This window comes from Rhizobacter sp. P3_C12 (genome assembly GCF_056402735.1).
The window spans coordinates 39,644-63,801 of the sequence record NZ_JBFUGW010000006.1; the positions used below are offsets into that span (position 1 = coordinate 39,644).

Annotated in this window: 25 protein-coding genes; 19 read left to right on the forward strand and 6 right to left on the reverse strand. The window is 70.0% G+C overall.

Translation table 11 applies throughout. The annotated features are described in order from the left end of the window. Window positions 1–226: 226 nt before the first annotated feature. Entirely contained in the window at window positions 227–1,282 is a 1,056-nt protein-coding gene (locus tag AC1DXV_RS02425) for a porin (RefSeq protein WP_477865756.1), read from the reverse strand. A 243-nt stretch (window positions 1,283–1,525) separates the two neighbouring features. On the opposite strand from AC1DXV_RS02425, the gene coq7 reads away from it, so the two are divergent. Continuing rightward, window positions 1,526–2,182, forward strand: coding sequence for a 2-polyprenyl-3-methyl-6-methoxy-1,4-benzoquinone monooxygenase (gene coq7, locus AC1DXV_RS02430; protein ID WP_477865757.1), 657 nt, complete (start codon window positions 1,526–1,528; stop codon window positions 2,180–2,182). A 6-nt stretch (window positions 2,183–2,188) separates the two neighbouring features. Here coq7 and AC1DXV_RS02435 read toward each other — a convergent pair whose 3' ends face one another. Continuing rightward, window positions 2,189–2,611, reverse strand: a complete 423-nt coding sequence (locus AC1DXV_RS02435; RefSeq protein ID WP_047585097.1) for an OsmC family protein — start codon at window positions 2,609–2,611, stop codon at window positions 2,189–2,191. Window positions 2,612–2,943: 332 nt separating this feature from the next. Between AC1DXV_RS02435 and ilvA the strand changes: the two genes are divergently transcribed. After that, the gene (gene ilvA / locus AC1DXV_RS02440) at window positions 2,944–4,521 is read left to right on the forward strand and encodes a threonine ammonia-lyase, biosynthetic (protein ID WP_477932308.1); all 1,578 of its coding nucleotides are present in this window, start codon (window positions 2,944–2,946) and stop codon (window positions 4,519–4,521) included. Window positions 4,522–4,689: 168 nt separating this feature from the next. Then, window positions 4,690–5,775, forward strand: a complete 1,086-nt coding sequence (locus tag AC1DXV_RS02445; RefSeq protein WP_477932310.1) for a nicotinate-nucleotide--dimethylbenzimidazole phosphoribosyltransferase — start codon at window positions 4,690–4,692, stop codon at window positions 5,773–5,775. A gap of 91 nt (window positions 5,776–5,866) precedes the next feature. On the opposite strand, the gene AC1DXV_RS02450 is transcribed toward AC1DXV_RS02445, so the two are convergent. Beyond that, entirely contained in the window at window positions 5,867–6,511 is a 645-nt protein-coding gene (locus tag AC1DXV_RS02450; RefSeq protein WP_477932312.1) for a type II secretion system protein N, read from the reverse strand. 60 nt (window positions 6,512–6,571) lie between these two features. On the opposite strand from AC1DXV_RS02450, the gene gspG reads away from it, so the two are divergent. From gspG to AC1DXV_RS02510, 12 genes are all read left to right on the forward strand, one after another. After that, window positions 6,572–7,009 (forward strand): type II secretion system major pseudopilin GspG, encoded by a 438-nt coding sequence (gspG, locus tag AC1DXV_RS02455; RefSeq protein ID WP_477932314.1) that lies wholly within the window; start codon window positions 6,572–6,574, stop codon window positions 7,007–7,009. Then, complete coding sequence (locus AC1DXV_RS02460; RefSeq protein ID WP_477871887.1) at window positions 6,993–7,493, forward strand: prepilin-type N-terminal cleavage/methylation domain-containing protein; 501 nt, start codon at window positions 6,993–6,995, stop codon at window positions 7,491–7,493. The genes gspG and AC1DXV_RS02460 overlap by 17 nt, the downstream gene beginning before the upstream one ends. Next, complete coding sequence (gene gspI, locus AC1DXV_RS02465; protein WP_477932316.1) at window positions 7,490–7,867, forward strand: type II secretion system minor pseudopilin GspI; 378 nt, start codon at window positions 7,490–7,492, stop codon at window positions 7,865–7,867. Before AC1DXV_RS02460 ends, gspI begins: the two co-directional genes overlap by 4 nt. 14 nt (window positions 7,868–7,881) lie before the next feature. Further along, entirely contained in the window at window positions 7,882–8,520 is a 639-nt protein-coding gene (locus AC1DXV_RS02470; protein WP_477871891.1) for a prepilin-type N-terminal cleavage/methylation domain-containing protein, read from the forward strand. After that, complete coding sequence (gene gspK, locus AC1DXV_RS02475) at window positions 8,517–9,485, forward strand: type II secretion system minor pseudopilin GspK (protein WP_477932318.1); 969 nt, start codon at window positions 8,517–8,519, stop codon at window positions 9,483–9,485. The genes AC1DXV_RS02470 and gspK overlap by 4 nt, the downstream gene beginning before the upstream one ends. A gap of 124 nt (window positions 9,486–9,609) precedes the next feature. Then, entirely contained in the window at window positions 9,610–10,878 is a 1,269-nt protein-coding gene (gene gspL / locus AC1DXV_RS02480; RefSeq protein WP_047500224.1) for a type II secretion system protein GspL, read from the forward strand. Beyond that, window positions 10,875–11,417, forward strand: a complete 543-nt coding sequence (locus AC1DXV_RS02485) for a type II secretion system protein M (RefSeq protein WP_477932320.1) — start codon at window positions 10,875–10,877, stop codon at window positions 11,415–11,417. Before gspL ends, AC1DXV_RS02485 begins: the two co-directional genes overlap by 4 nt. Then, entirely contained in the window at window positions 11,417–12,337 is a 921-nt protein-coding gene (gspN, locus tag AC1DXV_RS02490; RefSeq protein WP_477932322.1) for a type II secretion system protein N, read from the forward strand. Before AC1DXV_RS02485 ends, gspN begins: the two co-directional genes overlap by 1 nt. A gap of 2 nt (window positions 12,338–12,339) precedes the next feature. Continuing rightward, window positions 12,340–14,574, forward strand: a complete 2,235-nt coding sequence (gene gspD, locus AC1DXV_RS02495; protein WP_477932324.1) for a type II secretion system secretin GspD — start codon at window positions 12,340–12,342, stop codon at window positions 14,572–14,574. Window positions 14,575–14,578: 4 nt separating this feature from the next. Next, a complete protein-coding gene (gene gspE / locus AC1DXV_RS02500) occupies window positions 14,579–16,000 on the forward strand; it encodes a type II secretion system ATPase GspE (RefSeq protein WP_477867223.1) in 1,422 nt (473 codons plus the stop codon). A 5-nt stretch (window positions 16,001–16,005) separates the two neighbouring features. After that, window positions 16,006–17,220, forward strand: coding sequence for a type II secretion system inner membrane protein GspF (gene gspF, locus AC1DXV_RS02505; RefSeq protein WP_477867225.1), 1,215 nt, complete (start codon window positions 16,006–16,008; stop codon window positions 17,218–17,220). A gap of 215 nt (window positions 17,221–17,435) precedes the next feature. Continuing rightward, on the forward strand, window positions 17,436–18,440 hold the full coding sequence (locus AC1DXV_RS02510; RefSeq protein ID WP_477867227.1) for an AAA family ATPase: 1,005 nt from the start codon (window positions 17,436–17,438) through the stop codon (window positions 18,438–18,440). 12 nt (window positions 18,441–18,452) lie between these two features. On the opposite strand, the gene AC1DXV_RS02515 is transcribed toward AC1DXV_RS02510, so the two are convergent. Then, on the reverse strand, window positions 18,453–19,280 hold the full coding sequence (locus AC1DXV_RS02515; protein WP_477932326.1) for a MipA/OmpV family protein: 828 nt from the start codon (window positions 19,278–19,280) through the stop codon (window positions 18,453–18,455). Window positions 19,281–19,367: 87 nt separating this feature from the next. Between AC1DXV_RS02515 and AC1DXV_RS02520 the strand changes: the two genes are divergently transcribed. The 3 genes from AC1DXV_RS02520 (at window position 19,368) to AC1DXV_RS02530 (ending at window position 22,002) form a co-directional block, all read left to right on the forward strand. Next, complete coding sequence (locus AC1DXV_RS02520) at window positions 19,368–20,039, forward strand: response regulator (RefSeq protein WP_477867231.1); 672 nt, start codon at window positions 19,368–19,370, stop codon at window positions 20,037–20,039. Next, window positions 20,039–21,481, forward strand: coding sequence for an ATP-binding protein (locus AC1DXV_RS02525; RefSeq protein WP_477932328.1), 1,443 nt, complete (start codon window positions 20,039–20,041; stop codon window positions 21,479–21,481). Before AC1DXV_RS02520 ends, AC1DXV_RS02525 begins: the two co-directional genes overlap by 1 nt. A gap of 101 nt (window positions 21,482–21,582) precedes the next feature. Next, window positions 21,583–22,002, forward strand: a complete 420-nt coding sequence (locus tag AC1DXV_RS02530) for a globin family protein (protein ID WP_477872438.1) — start codon at window positions 21,583–21,585, stop codon at window positions 22,000–22,002. 7 nt (window positions 22,003–22,009) lie between these two features. Here AC1DXV_RS02530 and AC1DXV_RS02535 read toward each other — a convergent pair whose 3' ends face one another. Beyond that, a complete protein-coding gene (locus AC1DXV_RS02535; RefSeq protein ID WP_477932330.1) occupies window positions 22,010–22,936 on the reverse strand; it encodes a LysR family transcriptional regulator in 927 nt (308 codons plus the stop codon). A gap of 117 nt (window positions 22,937–23,053) precedes the next feature. On the opposite strand from AC1DXV_RS02535, the gene AC1DXV_RS02540 reads away from it, so the two are divergent. Further along, window positions 23,054–23,542: a nuclear transport factor 2 family protein gene (locus AC1DXV_RS02540; RefSeq protein WP_477932332.1), complete on the forward strand. Its 489-nt coding sequence runs from the start codon at window positions 23,054–23,056 to the stop codon at window positions 23,540–23,542. Between the two features lie 16 nt (window positions 23,543–23,558). Here AC1DXV_RS02540 and AC1DXV_RS02545 read toward each other — a convergent pair. Further along, the coding region (locus AC1DXV_RS02545) for a response regulator (RefSeq protein WP_477932334.1) at window positions 23,559–24,158 on the reverse strand (600 nt) is incomplete at its 5' end.

The window sequence follows — 24,158 nt, forward strand, 5'->3', positions numbered from 1 at the left end:
AGCAAACGAATTCTTCTTGTTGCAGGAATTGTCATTGAAGCAGCACGGTCGTGCGCTTTCCTGTTGCTACGCGTTCACTGGCGTAAACCTTGATTGCGACAAAGCGCCGATCGTTCTTGTTGTGTCAATTCGTGTCACTCAGGCGACACGCCCATGAAAAAGGCCGCCCGAAGGCGGCCTTTGAACGAACTGCATCAGAGTGGCACGGCAAGCCGTGCCGCTGCGATCAGAACGAGTGGCGGATACCGGCTTCGAAGCCTTGCGACTTCTGGCCACCCGAGATGTAGGGCAGAGCCGGCGACGAGGCCGTCGCGGTCGTGCCTTGCACCGTGTAGGTGGCAGTACCCTTGTTCTTGATCGACGCGAACGTGCTGTACAGCGCGGTGCGCTTGGACAGGTCGTACTGGTAGCCGACAGCGAACTGGTTGGCATCGTTGGCATCGATGCTCGCGCCAGCAGCGTTCGTGCCCTTCATGTCGACGCGGACGTAGCCAGCACGGAAGGTGCTTGCACCGACCGGCACCGAGGCGCCGATCTGGATCACGTTCTGCTTCGCGTCGAGGTACTTGGCTTGAGCGCCGAAGCCCAGGACCTTCACAGCACCGAAGTCGTACGAAGCGCCGATGATGCCCTTCTTGTACTTCTCGCCGTCGGTGATGTTTTCGGTGGTGCCGTAGGTGCCCGACACGTCCAGCGGGCCAGCGGCGTAGCCGAGGCGGCCAGCGATGTGCTTCTTGCCGTTGACGCCTTCACCAGCAGCGACCGACGCGCGAGCGTAGAAGCCACCCAGGGCCGGCGTGTAGTAGCTGACCATGTTGTCCGAACGGGTCACCGTGTCGACGTTGCCGGCACCGACGGTGCTGGCAGCGTTGAAGTGGCCCACGTCGGCAACACCATTGGTGCCGAAGGTGTCGTAGTCGGCGAAGCCCGTGAAGGTTGCGGTCAGTTCGCGGCCGGCACGGATTTCACCGAAGTTGCCGATCAGGCTGACGGTCGAACGACGGTGCCAGAAGCGCGTCGAGTTGGCCGTGCCGGCATCCGGATTCACAGCCGATTCCAGCCAGAAACCAGCCTTCAGGCCGCCACCCAGGTCTTCGACACCACGGAAGCCCAGACGGCTGCTGTTGATGCCGTCGGTGCTCAGCGTCTTCAGCTTCTGGTCGCCGTTCTTGGTGTAACGGGCGCCGACGTCCAGGATACCGAACAGCGTGACCGACGACTGCGCCGAAGCTGCACCGGCAAACGCGCCCAGAGCTGCGAGAACGAGTAGAGATTTTTTCATTGCGACGATCTCCTAAGTTGAACAAGAGGTCCCGGTCACCAGAATCCCCGCCGGGGACAGACCGAGCCAACCTCCTCAGTGGAAGTTGGCGTATTGCACCAGAGCGCGGCATGTAAGCAAAGGCTCGTGGCACTGCATTGGGGGCTTGTGTTGTCTGAGCACAACGTGCACGGAATCGACACGAAACCATGCTTGCTGCGCCGGCACATGCCGGCACGAACGCCCGTTCGGTATCCTGCGCGCATGCCTTCCATCGCCACTTCCGGCCGCTCGCTGTCGCGCCTCGACCACTGGTTGGGCGCCGCCGACAGCGCGCTGCGAACCCTCGCCGCGCCGACACCCGGCGCCGCCTCGAAGCCCACGCCGGCCCGTACGCTGCCGACCCTCACGCGGGCCGAGCAACAGCTGTCCGGTGCCTTGATGCGCGTCAATCACGTCGGCGAGGTCTGCGCCCAGGCGCTCTACCAGGCGCAGGCGCTGACGGCCCGCGATCCGGCGTTGCGCTCGCACTGCGAAGCGGCCGCGCGCGAAGAGGCCGACCACCTGTCGTGGACGCACCAGCGGCTCGTCGAGCTGCAGGCGCACCGCAGCCTGCTGAATCCGCTCTGGTACGCCGGCGCCTTCGGCATCGGCTGGGCGGCCGGCCTGGCGGGCGACCGCATCAGCCTGGGCTTCATCGTCGAGACCGAACGCCAGGTCGAGGCGCACCTGGCCGGCCACAACGAGCAATTGCCCGCCGCCGACGACGCGTCACGCGCCATCGTGCAGCAGATGAAGGACGACGAAGCCCGCCACGCGGAAGACGCCAGCGCAGCCGGCGGCATCACGCTGCCGTGGCCGGTTCGCACCGCGATGCGCCTGGCGGCCCGCGTCATGACGGCCACCGCGCACCGCATCTGACGGCGATCAGGCCTCGACGATCTCGAAGCTGGTCGTGATCTCGGCCGTCTTCGCCAGCATGATGGTGGCCGAGCAGTACTTGTCGTGCGACATCTGGATCGCCCGCTCGACCGCCTGCGCCGGCAGGCCCTTGCCGCTGACGGTGAAGTGCAGGTGGATCTTCGTGAAGACCTTCGGGTCGGCCGGCGCCCGCTCGGCCTGCATCTTCACCTGGCAGCCGGTCACCTCGTGGCGGCCGCGCTTCAGGATCAGCACCACGTCGTAGGCGGTGCAGCCGCCGGTGCCGGCGAGCACCGTCTCCATCGGGCGCGGCGCGAGGTTGCGGCCGCCGCCGTCGGGCGCACCGTCCATCAGCAGCACATGGCCGCTGCCGGTCTCGGCCACCATGCCCATCCCGGTCGCGGGCATCCAGTTGATCGTGCATTCCATCGTCTGACTCCAGGCCTTCGCAAAGCCGCCACATCCGCCCCAGCGGGCGACCGGCATTGTGCATCCCGTCACAACCCCACGCCCGGCAGCGTCGCCGAAGCCCCTCGCCCATATTGCGGCGCAACATGACTGCAGCTACACTCGCGCAATCGATGTCTTCCGGGACATCACCGTTTGTCTCCTCCACCTCCTCCATTGGTGGATTCAGCCCAAGTCAGCAATGACTTGGGCTTTTTTCTGCCTGCATCCCAGCCGCGCGCCGGGGCCGAGCGGTTGGCGACCACTGACGTATCATCCGGCGCCCCCAGAACAACCCCTCCGAGGAGTCCCCGATGGCAGGCGCCGCTCGCCCGAAAAAACCGCGCCCCGCGCCTGCCAAGGCGACCGGCTCGCCGCTCAGCCTGTCCGACTACCTGCAGAAGATCCTGACGGCGAAGGTCTACGACGTGGCCGACGAGACGCCGCTCGAGACGGCGCGCAGCCTGTCGAAGCGCGTCGGCAACCAGGTGCTGCTCAAGCGCGAGGACAGCCAGCCGGTGTTCAGCTTCAAGCTGCGCGGCGCCTACAACAAGATGGCGCACCTGGACGCCGCTTCGCTGAAGCGTGRCGTGATCTGCGCCTCGGCCGGCAACCATGCGCAGGGCGTGGCGCTCGGCGCCCACAAGCTCGGCTGCCAGGCCGTCGTCGTGATGCCGGTGACGACGCCGCGCGTGAAGATCGACGCGGTGCGCGCGCTCGGCGGCGAGGTCGTGCTGCACGGCGACAGCTACTCCGACGCCTACGTTCACGCGCTCGAGCTCGAGAAGGCCCGCGGCCTCACCTTCGTGCACCCGTTCGACGACCCCGACGTGATCGCCGGCCAGGGCACCATCGCGATGGAGATCCTGCGCCAGCACCAGGGTCCGATCGACGCGGTGTTCGTCGCGATCGGCGGCGGCGGCCTGATCGCCGGCATCGCCGCGTACATCAAGGCGGTGCGGCCCGAGATCAAGGTGATCGGCGTGCAGACCTCCGACTCCGATGCGATGGTGCGCTCGGTCAAGGCCGGCAAGCGCGTGCAGCTGAGCGACGTCGGCCTGTTCTCGGACGGCACGGCCGTCAAGCTGGTCGGCGAAGAGACCTTCCGGCTGGCACGCGAGCTGGTCGACGACTTCGTGCTCGTCGACACCGACGCGGCCTGCGCCGCCATCAAGGACGTGTTCCAGGACACCCGCAGCATCCTCGAGCCGGCCGGCGCGCTCGGCGTGGCGGCCATCAAGCAGTACGCCGAGACGCACAAGCTGAAGGGCCGCACGCTGGTCGCGATCACCACCGGCGCGAACATGAACTTCGACCGGCTGCGCTTCGTCGCGGAGCGCGCCGAGGTCGGCGAGGAACGCGAGGCGCTGTTCGCGGTGACGATCCCCGAGGAGCACGGCAGCTTCCGCCGCCTGTGCGAGCTGATCGGCGCGCGCAGCGTCACCGAGTTCAACTACCGCATCTCGGATGCGAACCAGGCGCATGTGTTCGTCGGCCTGGCCACCAGCAACCGCGGCGAATCGACGAAGATCGCGCGCAGCTTCGGCAGGCACGGCTTCGACACCATCGACCTGACCGACGACGAACTGGCCAAGCAGCACGTGCGCCACATGGTGGGCGGGCGCAGCGAACTCGCACGCGACGAGCGCCTGTACCGCTTCGTGTTCCCCGAGCGCCCGGGCGCGCTGATGCGCTTCCTGTCGTCGATGCACCCGGACTGGAACATCAGCCTGTTCCACTACCGCAACCAGGGCGCCGACTACGGCCGCATCCTGGTCGGCATCCAGGTGCCGCGCGGTGACAAGAAGGCCTTCAAGGCGTTCCTCGAAGGCCTCGCCTACCCGTGCGTCGACGAGACCGACAACCCGGTCTACCGGCTGTTCCTGCGCTGAACCCGCCGTGCGCGCCAAGCCCGACAGCCTGACTCCTAGGGATGACACACCATTGCCGCGGCCGCGAGCGCTGCTCCACAATCCATGCTCGGTATTCGAACTCGAAGTGACGGTGACGCTGGGGCGATTTCCATGACGACCCCTCCGGCACGATCCAACACCCTGCCCATGTCCGTCAACCGATCACTGATCTCTCCCACGGCCAACCCCCTTCTCGAGCAGGCCTTGCGCGAGAAGCTGAAGCGCCGCAGCGAGGTGACCGGCAACCTGGGCGAACTCGAGCCGCTCGCGGTGCGCCTGGGCCTGATCCAGAACACGCTGAAGCCGCGCTTCAGTTCGCCGCAGATCGCGCTGTTCGCGTCCGACCACGGCCTGGCGGTCGACGGCATCAGCCCGGTCGGCCAGCCGTCGACGGCCAGGCTGGTGCAGAACCTGCTGGCCTCGCAGCTGCCGGTGTCGGTGTTCGCCCGCATCCAGGGGCTGGAGCTGAGCGTCGTCGACTGCGGCGTGGCCGAGGCGGTGGCGCCGCACCCGCGGCTGATGGCCCGCAAGATCGCCCACGGCACGCGCAACGCGCGGGTCAACGTCGCGATGACGCTCGACCAGGCGCATGCCGCGATCCGCGCCGGGATGGAGATCGCCGATGCGCTGCCCGGCAACGTGATCGCCTGTGCCGGCGTCGGCGTCGGCTCGCACGAGAGCGCGGCGCTGGTGCTGTCCGGCCTGTCCGGCGAGCCGATCCGCGAGCTGGTGTTCGGCGGCCCCGGTGCGCGCGCCGACCACGAAGCCCGGCTGCTGATGGTGCTGCAGGGCGCGCAGGGCCGCCACCGCGACGTCACCGACCCGGTCGAGGTGCTCGCGGCCTACGGTGGGTTCGAGATCGCGATGATGGTGGGCGTGATGCTCGTCGCATCGAGCAAGCGCCACCTGATCATGGCCGACGGCGTGCCGGCCTGCGCCGCGCTGATGGTGGCCTCGCGCATCGCACCGACGGTGACCGACTACACCGTCTTCTGTCGCAGCCACAGCCATCCCGGCCTGACGCAGACGCTGGGCCTGTTCCATGCGCTCGCATTGCTCGAACTGGGCATGGAGAGCACCGACGGCACCGGCGCGACGCTGGCGTGGCCGCTGGTGCGCAGCGCCGCGGCGCTGCTGACGGAAGTGGCGGAGGGCGAGGATCCCGGACCGTCGTTGCCGGCGGAATTCGGTCCGGCGGGCAACTCGGGCCCGGGCCGATTCACCCGCGACTGAGCAAAGCCGGGCCGAGCGCCGGGCCGCCCCAAGCCGGCCCGGATCCCCCCGGGGGATCGGTCGACGTACCCGTCGACCGAGGGGTCGTCATTCAGCGCGCCGTTTCGCCCGGTTTCACATAGGGTGCGCGCGGACGCCCCATGTTGCTGCCGCCCTTCGATTGCGAGGTGGGCGGGGGCGGCACGGCACCCGGCTGCTGCACCGCCGGCATCGGCGGTGCCGGCTGCATCTGCGGCGCGGGTTGCATCGGCGGCGGCGCGGACTGCATCGACGCGGTATCGACCGGCGGCAGGCTGCCGGTCGCCGGCGGCGGCAGCGCCGGAATCTCGAGCACCAGCGCCGGCGTTCCCTGCAGCGGGCCGATCGACGCGGTGCGCAGGCTCACGGTCTGCAGGATCCAGTTCTCGTCGACACGCGCGCCGGCCAGGAACGCCCGCGCCGGCTTGCCGTCGACGGCGATCAGCGCGACGCCCGGCGCCGAACCTTCGGGGCTGTTCTTCGCCGCCATCACGCCGATCAGCTTGAAGCGGTTGGCGGCCGGCGAGGCCTCGGCCACGGCCGCGACCGGCTCGGCGCCGAGCAGGCGCGTCAGGTCGCCGCGCAGGCCGACCGAGGTCGCCACCGTCACCGCATTGGAAGGCGCAGGGGTCGGCCGCACGAACAGGCGCATCCCCCAGAACACGATGGATCCGGCCACCAGGGCCCAGATTACGAATGCCGACAATCTCGCAGTCATTCGACGATTATGATTGATCGTTCACCTCCGAACGGTAACGTGATTGTTGCTGACACTCTTATGACCCGAGCCTCTCTTCAAGCCCCGCGTCGCCACCGCGGCTTCACGCTGATCGAACTGATGGTCGTGCTGGTGATCATCGGCGTGCTGGCGGCGCTGATCGTCCCGAACGTGCTGGACCGAGCCGCCGAAGCGCGCGTCACCGCCGCCCGCACCGACGTCAACAACCTGATGCAGGCGCTCAAGCTCTACAAGCTCGACAACCAGCGCTTCCCGTCCGGTGAACAAGGCCTGCAGGCCCTGGTCGTCAAGCCGACGGCCGGCACCATCCCGCCGAACTGGAAGCCCTACCTCGACAAGCTGCCCAACGACCCCTGGGGCAAGCCGTATCAATACGCCAACCCGGGCGTGAAAGGCGAGATCGATGTCTACAGCCTCGGTGCCGACGGCCAGGTGGGCGGTGAAGGCAAAGACGCCGAAGTTGGCTCCTGGCAATGAGCCTTGCCGCACCGCGTCGCCCGCAGGCCGGGCGCACGCGGGCGGCTTCACGCTGATCGAGCTGCTGGTGGTGATCACGCTGATCGCCATCGCCTCGGCCGTCGCGAGCCTGGCGATCCGCAACCCGGCCAGCACGCGGCTCGACCACGAGGCCGCGCGGCTGGTCGCGCTGCTCGAATCGGCGCGCGCCGCATCGCGCGCATCGGGCATCGCGGTGACCTGGCTGCCGCGCGCCGCCGAGCCGAACGCGGCCGAAGGCTTCCGCTTCGTCGGGCTGCCGACCACCAACGACCTGCCGACCAGATGGCTGACGCCGGAGGTCTCCGCCGACATCGCCGGCTCCAAGGGCATCGTGCTCGGCCCCGAACCGCTGATCGGCGCACAGCGCATCGTGCTGCACCTCGACGACCAGAGCGTCGCACTCGGCACCGACGGGCTCGGGCCCTTCGTGGTGCTCGAGGACGAGCAGGTCGCGCAGCCATGAGCGCACGCCCTTCGCAACACGCCGGCGCCGCCGGCTTCACGCTGATCGAGGTGCTGGTGGCGCTCGCCATCATCGCGGTCACGCTCGGTGCCGGCATCAAGGCCGCCGGCGCGCTGACCAACAACACGCAGCGCCTGGTCGAGGTCACCGCGGCCCAGTGGTGCGCCGAGAACCAGCTGACCGGCCTGAAGCTCAGCCACACCTTCCCGAGCGTCGGCGACTCCGAGTTCAGCTGCGACCAGTTCGGCACCAGCTACAAGGGCAAGCAGGCCACGCGGCCGACGCCGAACCCGAACTTCCGGCGCGTCGACGCACAGATCTTCAACGAGGACGACCAGCCGGTGCTGACGCTCTCGACCATCCTGCCGCGCTGATGGACACGCCACCCATGCGCGCCCCCCTTGCCCACGGCTTCACGCTGATCGAGGTGCTGGTCGCGATGACCATCATGGCGATCGTCGCGATGATGTCCTGGCAGGGCGTCGACGGCATCGTGCGTGCGCGCGCCGCGAGCCAGCAGCGGCTGGAACAGGTGCTGCGCGTGAGCAGCGTGCTCGCGCAGTGGGAGCAGGACCTCGACAACGCGCAGGACAGCGGCGTGCTGCCGAGCGCGATGGCCTTCGACGGCGCCTCGATGCGCGTCACGCGGCGCGTGCCCGGCGGGCTGCAGATGGTGGTGTGGTCGCTGCGCGGCGGCACCTGGCTGCGCTGGGCCGGCCCGGTCGTCACGACGGCCAGCGAGCTGCAGCAGAACTGGATGTCGAGCCAGCAGTTCCTCGGCAGCGAGGTCGGCCAGCTGCGCACGCTGACCCACCTGTCGGACTGGCAGGTCTACTACTACCGCGGCAATGCCTGGACCAATGCGCAGTCCAGCGCCGATCCGACGCAGCAGAATCCCGGGCAACCGAACCCGCCGAGCGGCGTCACGACCCCGCTGCCGCAGGGCGTGCGGCTGGTGCTGAGCTTCGGCGAGGGCAGCGGCTTCTCCGGCAACGTCACGCGCGACGTGACGATCGGCCCGCAATGACGCGCCGCCCGACCTCCTCGCCGACAGGCCAGCGCGGCGCCGCGCTGCTGATGGCGATGATCATCGTCACGCTGATCGCGACGCTGGCGGTGTCGATGGTCTGGCAGCAATGGCGCGCGGTGCAGGTCGAGACGGCCGAGCGCTCGCGATCGCAGTCCGGCTGGATGCTGTCGGGCGCGCTCGACTGGTCGCGCATCATCCTGAAGGAAGACGCCAAGTCCGGCGGCTCCGACAACCTCGGCGAACCCTGGGCGGTGCCGCTCGAGGAGGCCCGGCTGTCCACCTTCCTCGCGGCCGACAAGGACAACACCGACGACGCGCCCGAGGCCTTCCTGTCCGGCGGCATCACCGACCTGCAGGCGCGCTTCAACCTGACGAACCTGGTCGACGGCGGCAAGATCAGCGAGCCCGACCTGCTGGCGTTCCGCCGCCTGTGCGAGCGCGCCAACGTCGCGGTGACGGTGGCCGACAACCTCGCGAAAGGCCTGGTCCAGGCGACGCCGGCGCCTGCGGGTGCCAGCGCGCCCGCCGGCACCGCCAACGCGCCGCTGCTGCCCAAGCGCTTCGACCAACTGACTTGGCTGGGCGTCGACGCCGCGGCGCTCGCCCGGCTGGAGCCCTACGTGACGATCCTGCCGACGCGCACGCCGGTCAACGCCAACACCGCCAGCAAGGAAGTGCTGGCCTCGGTGATGAACCTCGACCTCGGCAGCGCCGAGCGCCTGGTGCAGGTGCGCCTGCGCACGCCGTTCAAGACCCCGGCCGACATCAAGGCGCAGCTCCCCGCCACCTTCCCCGACCTGAACGCGCAGCAGGTCGGCGTGAACACCAGCTACTTCGAGGTGCGCGGCCGCCTGCGGCTGACCGACCAGGTGCTCGAACAGCGCTCGGTCGTCCAACGCAGCGGCACCACCGTGACCCCGTTGTCGCGAGAACGCGTGAGCTCGATCGACAGCAGCAATTGACAAGCCCCCGCAGCGCCGCCACGCTGTCGCAGGAATTACTACAACAAGACACCGTAAGTCGTTGATTTCCTAAGGTTTGCGCGCGCCGAATGCCTACAATGCCGCAGCCAACATTGCGCCTCCCATGAGCACACTCGTCATCCAGATCCCGCCCCGTCCCCGGTTGCGCGCCAGCAGCCAGGCGCCGGCCGGCGCGGACGGCACGGGCACCGAGTACGTCTACGCGATGTCGCCGGACGGCCTGTCGATGGCCACGCACGGGCGTTGCGCCGCGTCGCTGCTGCCGAAGGCGAGCGTCGTCGTCGCGGTGCTCGCCGACACCGACGTCAGCTGGCACCGCATCACGCTGCCGAAGGCACCCGCCGCGCGGCTGCGCGCCGCCCTCACCGGCGTGCTCGAAGAAGCCCTGCTCGACGACGCCGAAGGCGTGCACCTGGCGGTGGCGCCCGAGGCCACCGCCGGCCAGCCGACCTGGATCGCCGCGGTCGACCGCCTGTGGCTCACCGGCGAGCTGGCCGCCCTCGAGAAGGCGCAGGTCTTCGTCGATCGCGTGGTGCCGGTGGCCTGGCCCGACGATCCGCCGACCGGCCACTTCGCCGAGAGCAGCGCCGATCCGCAGGCCGCCCGCGGCTCCGAAGGCGTCACGCTGAGCTGGGCGCACCATGACGGCGTCGCGCTCTTCAGCCTGCAGGGCACGCTCGCACGCGCGCTGCTGCCGCAACCGCTGCCCGAGGGCGCGCGCTGGAGCGCCACCCCGGCCGCCGCGACCACCGCCGAGCGCTGGCTCGGCAACCCGATCACCGTGATGACGCCGGCCCAGCGCGCGCTGCAGGCCTCGCGCTCGCTGTGGAACCTGCGCCAGTTCTCGCTCGCCCGCAAGAACCGCGGCACCCGCGCGATGCGCGACAGCTGGCGCAAGTTCCTGACCCCCGCCTGGCGGCCGCTGCGCTACGGGCTGATCACGCTGGTCGTCGTGCAGCTGCTCGGCCTGAACCTGTGGGCCGCGCACCAGAGCTCGGCGATCTCGGCGCGCCGGCAGGCGATGGTCACCGTCGTGCAGACCGCCTACCCGCAGGTGCGCGCCGTGCTCGACGCGCCGGCCCAGATGCAGCGTGAGACCGACACCCTTCGGGCCGCTGCCGGCCGCCCTGGAGAAACCGATTTCGAGCCGATGCTGCAGGCCGCCGCCGCCGCGTGGCCGCCCGATCGCCCGCCGGTCGAGACGCTGAAGTACGAGCCCGGCAAGCTGACGCTCGCGGCCGCCGGCTGGAGCCCGCCGCAGATCGACCAGTTCCGCAACCAGTTGACACCCGCCGGCTGGCAGGTCGAGTCGGTCGATGGCCGGCTCACCATCAGCCGCGCACCCGCCACGACGCCAGGACGCCCGCTGTGAGTACCGCCCGCAACGCCCGCCCTTCCCGTCCCGCGCGCCTGGCCCTGCCGGCCCCGCTGGCGGCCATCCGCACCCAGTTCGTCACGATGTGGAGCGGCCTCGCCGCGCGCGAGCGCATGGGCGCCGGCGCCGCGATGATCTGCGTCGGCATCCTGGTCGTCTGGATGATCGCGGTCGCGCCGGCCTTGCGCGTCTTGCGCGAGGCCCCGGCCACGCTCGATGCGCTCGACGCCCAGCTGCAGTCGATGCAGCGCCTGGCCGGCGAGGTGCGCGAGCTGCGCGGTGTCGCGCCGGTGTCGCCGCAGCAGGCGGCCGAGGCGCTCAAATCGGCCACCGACCGGCTCGGCGACAGGGGCAAGATCTCGGTGCAGGGCGACCGCGCGACGCTGACGCTCACCGGCGTCTCCGGCGAGAAGCTGCGCTCCTGGCTCGGCGAGGCGCGCAGCGGCGCGCGCGCGCGGCCGGTCGATGCGCAGCTCACGCGTGGCCCGCAAGGCTACGCCGGCACGATCCTCGTGAGCTTCGGGGGAGGCGCCTGATGGCCACCCGTCCGTTCCTGCGACCGCTCGGGCGCAACGTGCCCAAGCGCGTCGGCAAGCGCCGCTTCGCCGCCAGCCTGAGCCCGTCGGCCTGGCAGGAATCCACCTTCGCCGAGCTGGCCTGGGACCAGTCGCGCGGTGCTGCCGCGCGCTGGGGCATCGCCGGCACCGTGCTCGGCCTGCTGTTCGGGCTGGTCGCCTTCGCACCCGCGAGCTGGCTGGCCGGCGCGATCGAATCGGCCTCGGGCCAGCGCGTGCTGCTGGCCGATGCGCGCGGCACGGTGTGGTCGGGCAGCGCGGTCGTCGTGCTGACCGGCGGCCCGGGCAGCCGCGATGCCGCGGCGCTGCCGGGCCGGCTCGACTGGTCGCTCGGCCTGCGCGGGCTCGGCTTCGAGCTGGTGGCGCGCCAGGCCTGCTGCCTGAACGGCAACGTCGCGCTGCAGATCAAGCCCGGCTTCGGCCGCCTCTCGCTGACGCTGATGCCCCAGCCGGGCTGGACCGGCCAGTGGCCGGGTGCGCTGCTCGGCGGCCTGGGCACGCCGTGGAACACCTTGCAGCTCGGCGGCGCGCTGCGCCTGGTGTCGCCGGGGCTGAAGATGGAATGGGTGCAAGGCCGCTGGCTGATGGACGGCCGGGCCGATGTCGAGCTGATCGGCGCGGCGTCTCGCGTGTCGACGCTCGAGACGCTGGGCAGCTACCGGCTGTCGCTGACCGGCAACCCGGGCGGCGGTCCGTCGCAGCTGAGCCTGACGACGCTCGACGGCGCCCTGCAACTCTCGGGCAACGGCAGCGTGGGCGCCAATGGCGTGCGCTTTCGCGGCGAGGCCCGTGCGAACAGCGGCGACGAAGCCGCATTGAGCAATCTGCTGAACATCATCGGGCGGCGCAACGGCGCCGTGTCCGTCATTTCGATCGGATGAGCATGAAAAAGCGCCATATCCCCCTGCTCCAGCCGCGACGCCCGCTCGTCGGCGCGCTGGTGGCTGCGCTGTTGACCACGAACCTCGGTACGTTCCCGGCCGTGATGGCCCAGCAGCCGGCATCGCCGGCGCCGTCGCGCTTCAAGGGCGAACCGGTCACGCTGAACTTCGTCAATGCCGACATCGAAGGCGTGTCGCGCGCGATGGGCGCCATCCTGAAGCAGCAGTTCGTCGTCGACCCGCGCGTGAAGGGCACGATCACGCTGTTCAGCGAAGAGCCGATGACGCCGCGCGAGGCCTACCTGAACTACCTGGCCGCGCTGCGCGGCCTGGGCTTCACGGTGGTCGAGGTCGGCGGGCTGTTCAAGGTCGTGCCGGAAGCCGATGCGAAGCTGCAGTCGGGCACCGTCTCGGTCGGCTCGGTGTCGCGCCAGGGCGACCAGGTGCTGACGCAGATCTTCAAGCTCAGCCATGAGAACGCGAACAACCTGGTGCCGGTGCTGCGCCCGCTGATCAGCCCGAACAACACCATCAACGCGAACCCCGGCAACAACACGCTGGTGATCACCGACTACGCCGACAACCTGACGCGCATCGCGAAGATCATCGCCGCGATGGACACGCCGAGCTCCGGCGACGTCGAGATCATCCCGCTGAAGTACGCGGTCGCCACCGACCTCGCCACGGTCGTGCAGCGCCTGAGCGACGGCGGCACCGGCGTGCAGGGCGGCGTGCCCGGCGGCGGCGCCACCTCGTCGATCCTGGTCGATGCGCGCAGCAACGCGCTGATCGTGCGCGCCTCCACACCGGCGCGCATGGCCAACATCAGGGCGGTGATCGACAAGCTCGACAAGCCGATGGTCGGCGACAACCCGATGGGCAACATCTACGTCGTCTACCTGAAGAACGGCGATGCGGTGAAGCTGGCCACCGTGCTGCGCGCCGCGTTCAGCTCGACCGGCGGCGGTGGTGGTGGTGGCGGCAGCTCGCCGACGGCCGCGCTGTCGCAGGCCGCCAACCCCAACAGCCAGCAGGGCGGCCCCGGCGGCGGCCAGGCGGTCGCGCCGCTCACCCCGTCGGCCGCACCGTCGACCGGCGGCATGATCCAGGCCGACCCGGCCAGCAACTCGCTGATCATCACGGCGCCCGAGCCGGTCTACAAGCAGCTGCGCGCGGTGATCGACCAGCTCGACTCGCGCCGTGCGCAGGTCTACATCGAGAGCATGATCGTCGAGGTGACCGGCGACAACGCGGCCGAGGCCGGCTTCCAGTGGCAGGGCCTGATCGGCAAGAGCGGCGACTCCACCGGCATCGTCGGCGGCACCAACTTCACGCCGAAGAGCGGCAAGGGCAACCTGGTGCAGATCGATGCGACCGGCGTGGCCGCCGGCCTCGGCGAAGGCTTCAACATCGGCGTGATCCGCAAGTTCGCCGGCCAGTACGGGCTGGCGGCGATCGCCAACCTGCTGCAGAGCCAGACCAACAGCAACATCATCTCGACCCCGAACCTGATCACGCTCGACAACGAGGAAGCGAAGATCATCGTCGGCAGCAACGTGCCGTTCATCACCGGCCAGTTCACCAACACCGGCACCGCCACCACCAGCCCGTTCCAGACGGTGGAGCGCAAGGACGTCGGCATCACGCTGAAGATCAAGCCGCAGATCGGCGAGAACGGTGCGGTGCGCATGACGATCTTCCAGGAGTCGTCGAGCCTGTCCGACAAGGTCGCGCCCGGCACCACCAGCGCCGGCCCGTCGACCAACAAGCGCTCGATCGAATCGACGGTGGTCGTCGACGACGGCGAGATCATCGTGCTCGGCGGCCTGATCGAAGACCGGTTCACCGAGACCAACAACAAGGTGCCGCTGCTCGGCGACATCCCGGTGCTGGGTGCCCTGTTCCGCAGCACCAGCCGCCAGAAGACGCGCACCAACCTGATGGTGTTCCTGCGCCCGATCGTGATGCGCGATGCGGCGACCTCGAACTCGGTCTCGCTGGACCGCTACGAGACCATCCGTGCGCAGCAGAAGGCCGAGCAGCCGCGCAACAGCTGGATCACGCCGATCAACGAATCGCCGGTGCTGCCGCCGCTGAACACGCTGCAGGATTCGTCGAAGGCGCTGAGCGCACCGGCACCGAAGCCGATCCGCAATCCGGCGCTGCCGGCGGCGCCCGCGTCGGGCGCCTCGGCCCCCGATCCGGCCGATCCGGCCGCCAGCCAGCCGGGGCAGTAACACCATGGGCTCACGTCACCCCCTGCCCTACGCCTACGCGAAGGCACACACGCTGTTGTTGGAAGACGACGGCGAGCGCTTGGTGCTGTGGGCGCCCGAGACGGTGTCGATGCCGGCGCTCAGCGAGGTGCTGCGGCTGTACTCGATCGACGCGCTGGAACGCGAGCCGTCGTCGACGCTGGTCAACCGCATCGCCGCCGCCTATGCCGGTGCCGAATCGAGCGCGGCCGTCGTGATCGGCGAGGTCGAGAGCAAGGTCGACCTGAGCCGCATGATGCAGGACCTGCCGGCCATCGAGGACTTGCTCGAGGCCTCGAACGACGCGCCGATCATCCGCATGCTGAACGCGCTGCTGACGCAGGCCGCGAAAGACGGCGCGAGCGACATCCACATCGAGCCCTACGAGCGCTCGAGCTCGGTGCGCTTCCGCGTGGATGGCACGCTGCGCGAGGTGGTGCAGCCGAACAAGGCGCTGCACGCGGCGCTGATCTCGCGGCTGAAGATCATGGCCGAGCTCGACATCGCCGAGAAGCGGCTGCCGCAGGACGGCCGCATCTCGCTGCGCATCGGCGGCCGCGCGGTCGACGTGCGGGTGTCGACGCTGCCGTCGGCGCACGGCGAACGCGCTGTGCTGCGGCTGCTCGACAAGGGCGAATCGAAATTCACGCTCGAAGGCCTGGGCATGGGCGGCGACACGCTGCAGCGCTTCAATGCGCTGGTGCAGCAGCCGCACGGCATCGTGCTGGTGACCGGCCCGACCGGCTCGGGCAAGACGACGACGCTGTATGCGTCGCTCGGCCGCGTCGACACCGCGACGACCAACGTGCTGACGGTGGAAGACCCGATCGAGTACGACCTCGGCGGCATCGGCCAGACGCAGGTCAACGCCAAGATCGACCTGACCTTCGCGAAGGCGTTGCGCGCGATCCTGCGGCAGGATCCGGACGTCATCATGATCGGCGAGATCCGCGACTTCGAGACCGCGCAGATCGCGGTGCAGGCCTCGCTGACGGGCCACCTGGTGCTCGCCACGCTGCACACCAACGACGCGCCGAGCGCGGTGACCCGGCTCACCGACATGGGCATCGAGCCCTTCCTGCTGAGCTCCAGCCTGCTGGGCGTGCTCGCGCAGCGGCTGGTGCGCAAGCTGTGCCCGCACTGCAAGAAGCAGGACGCCAAGGGCCGCTGGCACCCGGTGGGCTGCAGCGAATGCGGCAACTCCGGCTACAAGGGCCGCACCGGCGTCTACGAGCTGATGGTGGCCGACGACAAGGTGCGCGCGCTGATCCACAGCCGGGCGGCCGAATCGCAGGTGTTCGTCGCCGCCGAGGCCGGCGGCATGCGCTCGATGCGCGAGGACGGCGAGCGGCTGGTGCGTGAAGGCGTGACCTCGCTCGAAGAGGTCATGCGCGTCACGAAAGACTAGCGACCATGCCCGCCTACAAGTTCGAGGCGATCGACGCCGCCGGCAAGACCAACAGCGGCCTGCTGGAGGCTGACAACGCGAAGGCCGCACGCGCGCAGTTGCGCGCGCAGGCGCTGGTGCCGCTGGAGGTGACGCAGGTGGCCTCGGCCGGCACGCAGCCGACCGGGCTGAAGATGGTGCGCCGCGTGTTCAGCTCGACCGGGCTGGCGGTGTGGACGCGCCAGCTGGCCGGGCTGGTCGGCTCGGGGCTGCCGCTGGAGCGGGCGCTGACGGCGCTCAGCGACGAGGCCGAAGACCCGAAGCAGCGCGAGCTGATCGCCCACCTGCGCAGCGAGGTCAACGGCGGCTCGCCGTTCGCGCGTGCGCTGGCCGGGGCGCCGCGCGAGTTCGACGACGTGTACCGCGCGGTGGTGGGTGCCGGCGAGCAGAGCGGTGCGCTCGGCCGCGTGCTGGAGCGATTGGCCGACGACCTGGAGGAGCGGCAGCAGCTGAAGTCGAAGATCATCGGCGCGACGCTGTACCCGGCGATCGTCTCGCTGATCGCGGTGGTGATCGTGATCTTCCTGGTGACCTACGTGGTGCCGCAGGTGGCCTCGGTGTTCACCAGCTCGAAGCGGGCGCTGCCGCTGATCACCACGATGATGCTGAACATCAGTGCCTTCCTGCGCAGCTACGGCTGGCTGCTGCTGCTGGCGATCATCGGCGGCGTGATGACCTTGCGGCTGATGCTGCGCAACGCGCTGTTCCGCGAGCAGTTCGACGCGAGCTGGCTGACGCTGCCGCTGGTGGGCAAGCTCTCGCGCGGCTACAACGCGGCGCGCTTCGCCGGGACGCTCGCGATGCTGGCGAACGCCGGCGTGCCGATCCTGAAGGCGCTGCAGGCGGCGGCGGAGACGCTGTCGAACCACGCGATGCGTGCCGATGCGATGGATGCGCTGGTGCAGGTGCGCGAAGGCGCGCCGTTCGCATCGGCGCTGGCCGCGAAGAAGCGCTTTCCGGGGATCCTGTCGATGTTCGCGCGGCTGGGCGAGCAGACCGGCCAGCTGCCGCAGATGCTCGACCGGGCCGCCAAGCAGCTGGGCCAGGAAGTGCAACGCCGCGCGATGGCGATGGCGACCATCCTGGAGCCGCTGCTGATCGTCGCGATGGGTGGGGCGGTGATGTTGATCGTGCTGGCGGTGCTGCTGCCGATCATCCAGCTGAATACCTGGGTGAAGTAGAGCCCCCACGTCGCTGCGCTCCTGCCCCCCCGAGGGGGCGCCACCCAAGGGGCCTGGCAAAGCCAGTTCCCCGGGTGTTGCTGGATCACGCTCTGGCATGCGTCCTGCATGTCGGCACCACCAGAACTGGGTGGTGTTCCGGGTTTTCATCGAGTGCTGACTTCCGGACACCTTTGCTTCAATGAACGCCAAGGTCTGCGTCCTCTGGAGGTCACATGAGCGCATCCAAGCAGTTGGTCCCGGTGTCGTCATCCACGCGAGGCGGCATTCCGATTGCCCGCATGCGCAGCCTCTACCGGGTCGACGAGGTCGGCCGCAAGCTCGACAAGCTGCCGCACAAGGAGCACGAGAGCCTGCGCTCCACCTACGAGCGCATGCTCGAGAAAGGCCCGGAGCGCTTCCAGGTGAAACCGTCCGGCCTGCCGGCGATGGACCACCTCTACGACGAGCTGCCGAACTTCAGCGAGGTGCTCGACGACGTGAAGCGCCAACTCGCGCTGTGCGAGGACAGCCGCGACGCGCTCGAGATCACCCCGCTGCTGCTGCTCGGCCCGCCCGGCGTCGGCAAGACCCACTTCGCGCGCGAACTCTCGCAGCTGCTCGGCACCGGCATGGGCTTCATGTCGATGAGTTCGATGACCGCCGGCTGGGTGCTGAGCGGCGCCTCCAGCCAGTGGAAGGGCGCCCGCCCCGGCAAGGTGTTCGAGACCCTGGTCGACGGCCAGTACGCGAACCCGGTGATGGTGGTCGACGAGATCGACAAGGCCGGCGGCGAACACGCCTACGACCCGCTCGGCGCGCTGTACAGCCTGCTCGAGCACGACACCGCCGGCAGCTTCGTCGACGAGTTCGCCGAGGTGCCGATCGACGCCAGCCAGGTGATCTGGGTCGCCACCGCGAACGACGGCCGGGCGATCCCCGACCCGATCCTCAACCGCATGAACGTCTACGAGGTGCAGGCGCCCGACCGCGACGCGGCGCGCCGCATCGCCGCCCGGCTGTACGACGGCATCCGCCGCGACCACGCCTGGGGCGAGCGCTTCGAGGCCGAGCCGCGCGGCGAGGTGCTCGACCGCATGGGCGAGATGGCGCCACGCGAGATGCGCCGCGCCTGGATGACCGCGTTCGGCAACGCGAAGCTCGCACACCGCGACCACGTCGTCTGCGACGACCTGCCCGAATCCGGCAGCAGGAAGTCGACGATCGGCTTCATGCAATAGCGGCGCAGGCGCTCAGAACAGGTACGCCAGCCCGACGTAGCCGGTCGCGCCGGTCTTCTTCGCGACGATCGGGCTGTTCTTCGCATCGCCGCCCAGCGCGCTGACGCCGGCCGAGGCGCGCAGCTTCAGGTCGGATTGCAGCGCGTACTCGGCCCCGACGCCCAGGTCGACCTTGTGCAGGCCGGCCTTCGGCGTGTAGACGGCGTAGCCGCTGGCGGCCGACTGCTCGGGCGTCACGCCGAAGTAGGCCTGCAGGTAGCGCTGGTCGGCCCAGCTGGCGCCGGCATTCAGGCTCAGCGCGAACGCGTCGCTCAGCGGCACCGGCCACGACACGCCGAGATCGACCTGGGCACCGCGGTGGCCGCGCTGGCCGAGCGACTTGCGGTAGGTCAGCCCGAGCGGCCCGTAGCCCGCCGTCACGCCGGCTTCGGCACTGGCGCGCACGTCGCCCATGCCGCGCAGGCGGTCGTCCCCGGCGGCCGGGCCGAGGCCCGACACGTTCCGGTCCTTGCGGCCGGGGTCGGCGCCCAGCAGCAGGCCGGCACGCAGCGCGTCCTGCTCGAAGAAGGTCCAGCCGAGACCGGTGTGGTCAAGGTCGACGTGGCCCCAGTCCGCCGTGCGGTAGCTGAGCGACAGGTCCGGCGCGGCGATCGTGCGGCGGTTCGGGCTGCCTTCGTAGCGGGGCATCGTCGCCACCCCCAGGCTCAGGCTGCCGCTCAGGCCGAGGGGCGGGGCCGGCGGCGTCTGCGACTGGGCGCATGACGGCAGGGTCGTCGCGACGAGGGCGGCGGCCAGCAGCGACGGTTGGAACAGGGTGCGGGCGATCAGGGATTTCGGCATGGGGGACAGGGGTGGCATGGGATGGCGGCACTGTGCCCGCCGCCACCTTAGGGAATGCCCAGGGTCGCCCCACTAGACTGCGCTGCCATGCACCTCCTCCTCGTCGAAGACGACCTCGAACTGGGCGCCGAACTGCAGCGCGCGCTGGCCGGCCACGGGCTGACCAGCGAATGGGTGCGCAGCGTCGCCCATGCGCAGGCCCTGACGGCCACCGCGGCCGACGACGCACTGCCCTTCGCCTGCGTGCTGCTCGACCTGGGCCTGCCCGACGGAGAAGGCCTGCACCTGCTGCAGCGCTGGCGCCGGGCCGGGCTGAAGCTGCCGGTCATCGTGCTGACGGCCCGCGACGCGCTCGACGCCCGCGTGTCCAGCCTCGACGCCGGGGCCGACGACTACGTGATCAAGCCGGCCGCCCCGCAGGAGCTGGCCTCGCGCATCCGCGCCGTCACGCGGCGCAGCGGCGGGCATGCCTCGGCGGTGTGGACGGTGGGCGCGCTGCAGATCGACAGCCTGCGCCGCGAGGTGCGGGTGGACGGCGCGCTGACCGCGCTGTCGCCGAAGGAATTCCAGATCGTCGCCGAGCTGGCCCGGCATGCCGGCGAGGTGGTGTCCAAGCACCGCCTCGCCCGCGCAGTGATGCCGCTGAACGAGCCGATGGAGTTCGGCGCGCTCGAATGGCACATCCACAACCTGCGCCGCAAGCTCGGCGAGGGCTGCATCCGCACCGTGCGCGGCGTCGGCTACAGCGTCGTCGAATGATGGGCCGCCTGGCCATGCCGTCGCTGACCACGCCGTCGATCACGCGGCGGCTGCTGCTGGCGCTGCTGGTGGCCTACGTGCTGGCCTGGGGCACGATGCTGGTGCTGGCCCACCTCAGCATGGTGGCCACCGGCTCCGGCGAATTCGACAAGGAGATGCGCAGCGTCGGCGAGGTGGTCGAGCAGGTGCTGGCCGACGCGGCGCTGCCGACCGATGCGGCGCTGCGCGGCGCCGCGCTGAAGATCGCCGCCGACGGGCAGCGCGTCGGTGCCGACGGCGGCTACCTCGGGTTCCAGGTGCATGACGCCGCCGGCCGCCTGATCRCGCGCGGCGGCAGCGAGAACGCGCCGCTGGCCGACGATGGCCGGCTCGGCTTCTTCGTGGTGGGCGAGGGACCGGACGCCCAGCATGTGTACCGGCGCTGGACGGCCGACCACGCCCGCCGCGTCGACGTGCAGCAGTCGGTCGCGGCGCGCGACCAGGTGCTGAGCGCCGGCCTGTCGAGCGCGGTGACGGTGGCGCAGCTGCTGGTCGGCTTTCCGATGCTGCTGCTGCCGGTGTGGCTGGCGGTGCGCACCGGCCTGCGCCCGCTGCTGAGCCTGTCGCAGGACCTGGCCGCGCGCTCGCCGGCCGACCTGCAGCCGGTGCGGGTCGAGCAGCCTTATCGCGAACTGCGGCCGGTGGTCGACGAACTGAACGGCACGCTGGCGCGGCTGCAGGCGCTGCTGCAGCGCGAGCGGGCCTTCCTGGCCGATGCGGCGCACGAGTTGCGCACGCCGCTGGCGGTGATCGCCGCGCAATGCGACACGCTGAAGCACAGCCGCGACACCGCCGAGCGCGACGCCGCGGCGCAGCGCCTGGAGCGTGGCGTCGCGCGCTCGATGCGCCTGGTGAACCAGTTGCTGGCGCTGGCGCGGCTGGAGGCCGGCGTCGAGCAGCGGCTGGAGCGCATCGACCTGGCCGACGTGGCGCGCGATTGCCTGGCGATGCATGCCGACGAGGCGCACGCGCGCGGCATCGAGCTGGGCTATGCCGGGCCCGACAGCCTGCCGGTGCACAGCCCCGGCCACGCGGTCGAGACGGTGCTGCACAACCTGGTCGGCAACGCGATCCGCTACGGCCGGCCGGCCGGGCGCGTCGAGGTGAGCCTGGCCGTGCCCGACGATGGCAGCGGCGAGTGCAGGCTCGACGTCAGCGACGACGGCCCCGGCATCGCGCCGGCCGAGCGGGCCCATGTGTTCGAGCGCTTCCGGCGCGGCGCCGCCGCGGCCTCGGCATCGAACGGCTCGGGTTCGGGCCTCGGCCTCGCGATCGTGCAGGCGGCGGCGCGGCAGCTGGGCGCGCGCATCGAGCTGGGCGATGGCCTGCGCGACGACACGCCGGCCGGACCGGCGCGGCACGGCCTGTCGGTGACGCTGCGCTGGCGCACCACCGGCGCCTGACACCGCACGCGGCAACCAACGAAACACGCCGGGGGCGGCGTCGAAACGGCGGCGAATCAATCGCTCGCCATCCTTGCAACACATCGCAAGGAAACCACCGCATGAGCCCGCACAACATCCACCTGATCCGCCACAGCTTCAACCTGGTGCAGCCGCACGCGGCCGACACCGCGCAGCGTTTCTACGAGAACCTGTTCGCCGCCGACCCCGGCCTGCGTGCGCTGTTCCGCACCGACATCCGCCACCAGGGCGAGCGCCTGATGACGATGCTGGCCGCGGCGATCCGCGTGCTCGACGATCCGTACACGCTGCATGCCGCGCTGCGCCTGCTCGGCCGCCGCCACGCCGGCTACGGCGTGCACGCCGAGCACTACGCGACCGTCGGCGGCGCGCTGATCAAGACGCTGCGCGAGGGCCTGGGCGACGCGTTCACGCCCGAGGTGCACGACGCGTGGGCGGCGATGTACGGCATCGTGTCGCGCACGATGATCGAGGCGGCGCGCGAAGGTGCGGTGGCCTGACCTCTCTTCAGTCGCCCGCGAGCGGCGGTCGCGCGCGCAGGAAAGCGATGAGCTTGTCGACCCGCTCCGGCACGAGGTGTCGCTCCCGCCGCAAGAAGCTGATGGGTGCATCAGCCGCTCTCCAGTCGCTCAACAGCTCCACCAGTTGCCCTGCGTCGAGGGCGCTGGCGACAAGCCACTGCGGCGCAGCAATCAGGCCGGCCCCCTGGATCCCGGCCAGCGCGGCGGAGGCCCCGTCGTCGAAGATCATCGCGGGCTCGGGCACGATCCGGATTTCCTCGGCGTCGGCCCCCGGCCGGCAGAACGTCCACGCTCGAACCTGCCCGGTGTGCTGGTTCCTGAACCCGATCAGCCGATGCTGAGCGATGTCTTCGGGGCGCGATGGAAGCGGCTTTCCGCTGAGGTACTGCGGCGCGGCGCAAACCACCCACGGGAACTTGAACCAGAGGGATTGGAGATGCCCTGGAAGGTCGGCCAGCGACCCGCTGCGAATGGCCAGGTCGACGCCATCCCTGGCGAGGTCGACGAGTTCGTTCGTGGCGCGAAGATCGATCCGGACGGTCGGGTGCTCCCGGCCGAAATCCGCCAGCAAGGGCGTCAGGACCTCGCGTGCAAAGGCCACCGCCGCCGTGATCCGGATCCAGCCCGACGTACCGTCCTGGTGGCGCGCCCCCGCCGATTTGCTGAAGACGCCGGCCGCACGCACCGCCTCGCGCGCAGCACCCACCAGCCGCTCGCCGTCCTGGCTCAATGACAGGGCGTGCGTGGACCGATGAAAGAGCTTGACGCCGCTGGTCTGTTCCAGCCTCGTGATGGCCTTGGACATGCTCGCCGGGGACATGCCCAGTTGACGAGCCGCTTCCGTCAGCGAGCGGAAATCGACGACCGCGACGAAGCATCGAAGCTGAGAGAGGGAGAGTTCGCTGTCCAGCATGCGGCTCAGGCGGGCTTCGCCTGTCCCGAAAGGCAACTTTGCCTTGCCCGGCGTGCGGGTTCTCGCGCTCCCGGGCGTCGGGCAGACTTTGCGCATGCCTTGTCAATGGAGATCCGCATGTCAGTTCTGATGCAACGACGAAAAGTAATGGCCATCTCTCTGCTTCTCCTTTCCGGTGGTGGTTCGCCGGCGGTTTCACTCGCTGCGCAAGCCATTCCCGGAGGTCCATCCGCGAAGTCGGACCCGCGCGCGCGGACCTACGAAACCTATCTTTCCGCGTGGGCGCCGATCGACGACAGCAAGCGACTGGCACTGCTGCGCGACAGTCTTTCGGAAGGCGTCGTCTTCACCAACCCGCTTCAAACACGCCGCGGAATTGCGGAGGTGGTTGCGCATCTCGAAGTGTTCCAGAAGCGCAGCCCGGGCGGGCTGTTCCGGATGAACGAAATGCTGGGCTGGGAGARCCACGGCCTGGCGACCTGGCAATTCGTCGACGCCAAGGGCGAGGCCGGTTTCTGGGGCTACGACGTCGTCGAATTCGACGCCGCAGGCCGCATGCGCACGATCCTCCTCTTCGGACACTCGGAGAAGACGATCCTGAAGTAATCGGGCGCCCAGGCGGCTATGCCACCAGCGCCGCCACCCGCGCCAGCAGGTCCGCCTTCGAGAAGGGCTTGTCCAGCCCGGTGCAGCGCGCCTCCTTCAGGAACTCGCGCGCATCGGGCGACAAGGTGTCGCCGGTCACGAACAGCATGTGCCGGGCGAGCCGCGGCCGGCGCCGGCTCACCTCGCGCCACAGCGCCGCGCCGTCGATGTCGGGCATGCGCAGGTCGGAGACGATCGCATCGAAACGCGCCGTCTCCAGCATCGCCAACGCGACCGCGCCCGATTCGGCGGTCGCCACGTCGTAGCCCGCGCCTTCCAGCATCTCGCGCATCAGGCCCAGCAGCTCGGCCTCGTCGTCGACCACCAGCAGCCGCGCCCGCGCCGGCGCCTCCACCGGTTCGGCGCGCGGCACCGCCACCGCCTCGTCGGCCACGCCGCTGACCGGCACGCTGAGCCGGAAGCTCGCGCCGCCGTCCGGGCCGGCCGCCTCGAGGATCAGGTCGCCGCCGTGCTCGCGCGCCAGCGAGCGCGACACCGCGAGGCCGAGCCCGGTGCCCATGCCCTCGGCCTTGGTCGTGAAGAACGGCTCGAAGACGCGCGCCGCATGGTCCGGCGG

Coding starts and splice junctions, on each gene's coding strand:
- AC1DXV_RS02425 (WP_477865756.1), bottom strand. CDS start 1,282: ATGAAAAAATCTCTACTCGTTCTCGCAGCTCTGGGCGCGTTTGCCGGT.
- coq7 (WP_477865757.1), top strand. CDS start 1,526: ATGCCTTCCATCGCCACTTCCGGCCGCTCGCTGTCGCGCCTCGACCAC.
- AC1DXV_RS02435 (WP_047585097.1), bottom strand. CDS start 2,611: ATGGAATGCACGATCAACTGGATGCCCGCGACCGGGATGGGCATGGTG.
- AC1DXV_RS02445 (WP_477932310.1), top strand. CDS start 4,690: ATGTCCGTCAACCGATCACTGATCTCTCCCACGGCCAACCCCCTTCTC.
- AC1DXV_RS02450 (WP_477932312.1), bottom strand. CDS start 6,511: ATGACTGCGAGATTGTCGGCATTCGTAATCTGGGCCCTGGTGGCCGGA.
- gspG (WP_477932314.1), top strand. CDS start 6,572: ATGACCCGAGCCTCTCTTCAAGCCCCGCGTCGCCACCGCGGCTTCACG.
- gspI (WP_477932316.1), top strand. CDS start 7,490: ATGAGCGCACGCCCTTCGCAACACGCCGGCGCCGCCGGCTTCACGCTG.
- AC1DXV_RS02470 (WP_477871891.1), top strand. CDS start 7,882: ATGCGCGCCCCCCTTGCCCACGGCTTCACGCTGATCGAGGTGCTGGTC.
- gspK (WP_477932318.1), top strand. CDS start 8,517: ATGACGCGCCGCCCGACCTCCTCGCCGACAGGCCAGCGCGGCGCCGCG.
- gspL (WP_047500224.1), top strand. CDS start 9,610: ATGAGCACACTCGTCATCCAGATCCCGCCCCGTCCCCGGTTGCGCGCC.
- gspN (WP_477932322.1), top strand. CDS start 11,417: ATGGCCACCCGTCCGTTCCTGCGACCGCTCGGGCGCAACGTGCCCAAG.
- gspD (WP_477932324.1), top strand. CDS start 12,340: ATGAAAAAGCGCCATATCCCCCTGCTCCAGCCGCGACGCCCGCTCGTC.
- gspE (WP_477867223.1), top strand. CDS start 14,579: ATGGGCTCACGTCACCCCCTGCCCTACGCCTACGCGAAGGCACACACG.
- gspF (WP_477867225.1), top strand. CDS start 16,006: ATGCCCGCCTACAAGTTCGAGGCGATCGACGCCGCCGGCAAGACCAAC.
- AC1DXV_RS02510 (WP_477867227.1), top strand. CDS start 17,436: ATGAGCGCATCCAAGCAGTTGGTCCCGGTGTCGTCATCCACGCGAGGC.
- AC1DXV_RS02515 (WP_477932326.1), bottom strand. CDS start 19,280: ATGCCGAAATCCCTGATCGCCCGCACCCTGTTCCAACCGTCGCTGCTG.
- AC1DXV_RS02520 (WP_477867231.1), top strand. CDS start 19,368: ATGCACCTCCTCCTCGTCGAAGACGACCTCGAACTGGGCGCCGAACTG.
- AC1DXV_RS02530 (WP_477872438.1), top strand. CDS start 21,583: ATGAGCCCGCACAACATCCACCTGATCCGCCACAGCTTCAACCTGGTG.
- AC1DXV_RS02535 (WP_477932330.1), bottom strand. CDS start 22,936: ATGCTGGACAGCGAACTCTCCCTCTCTCAGCTTCGATGCTTCGTCGCG.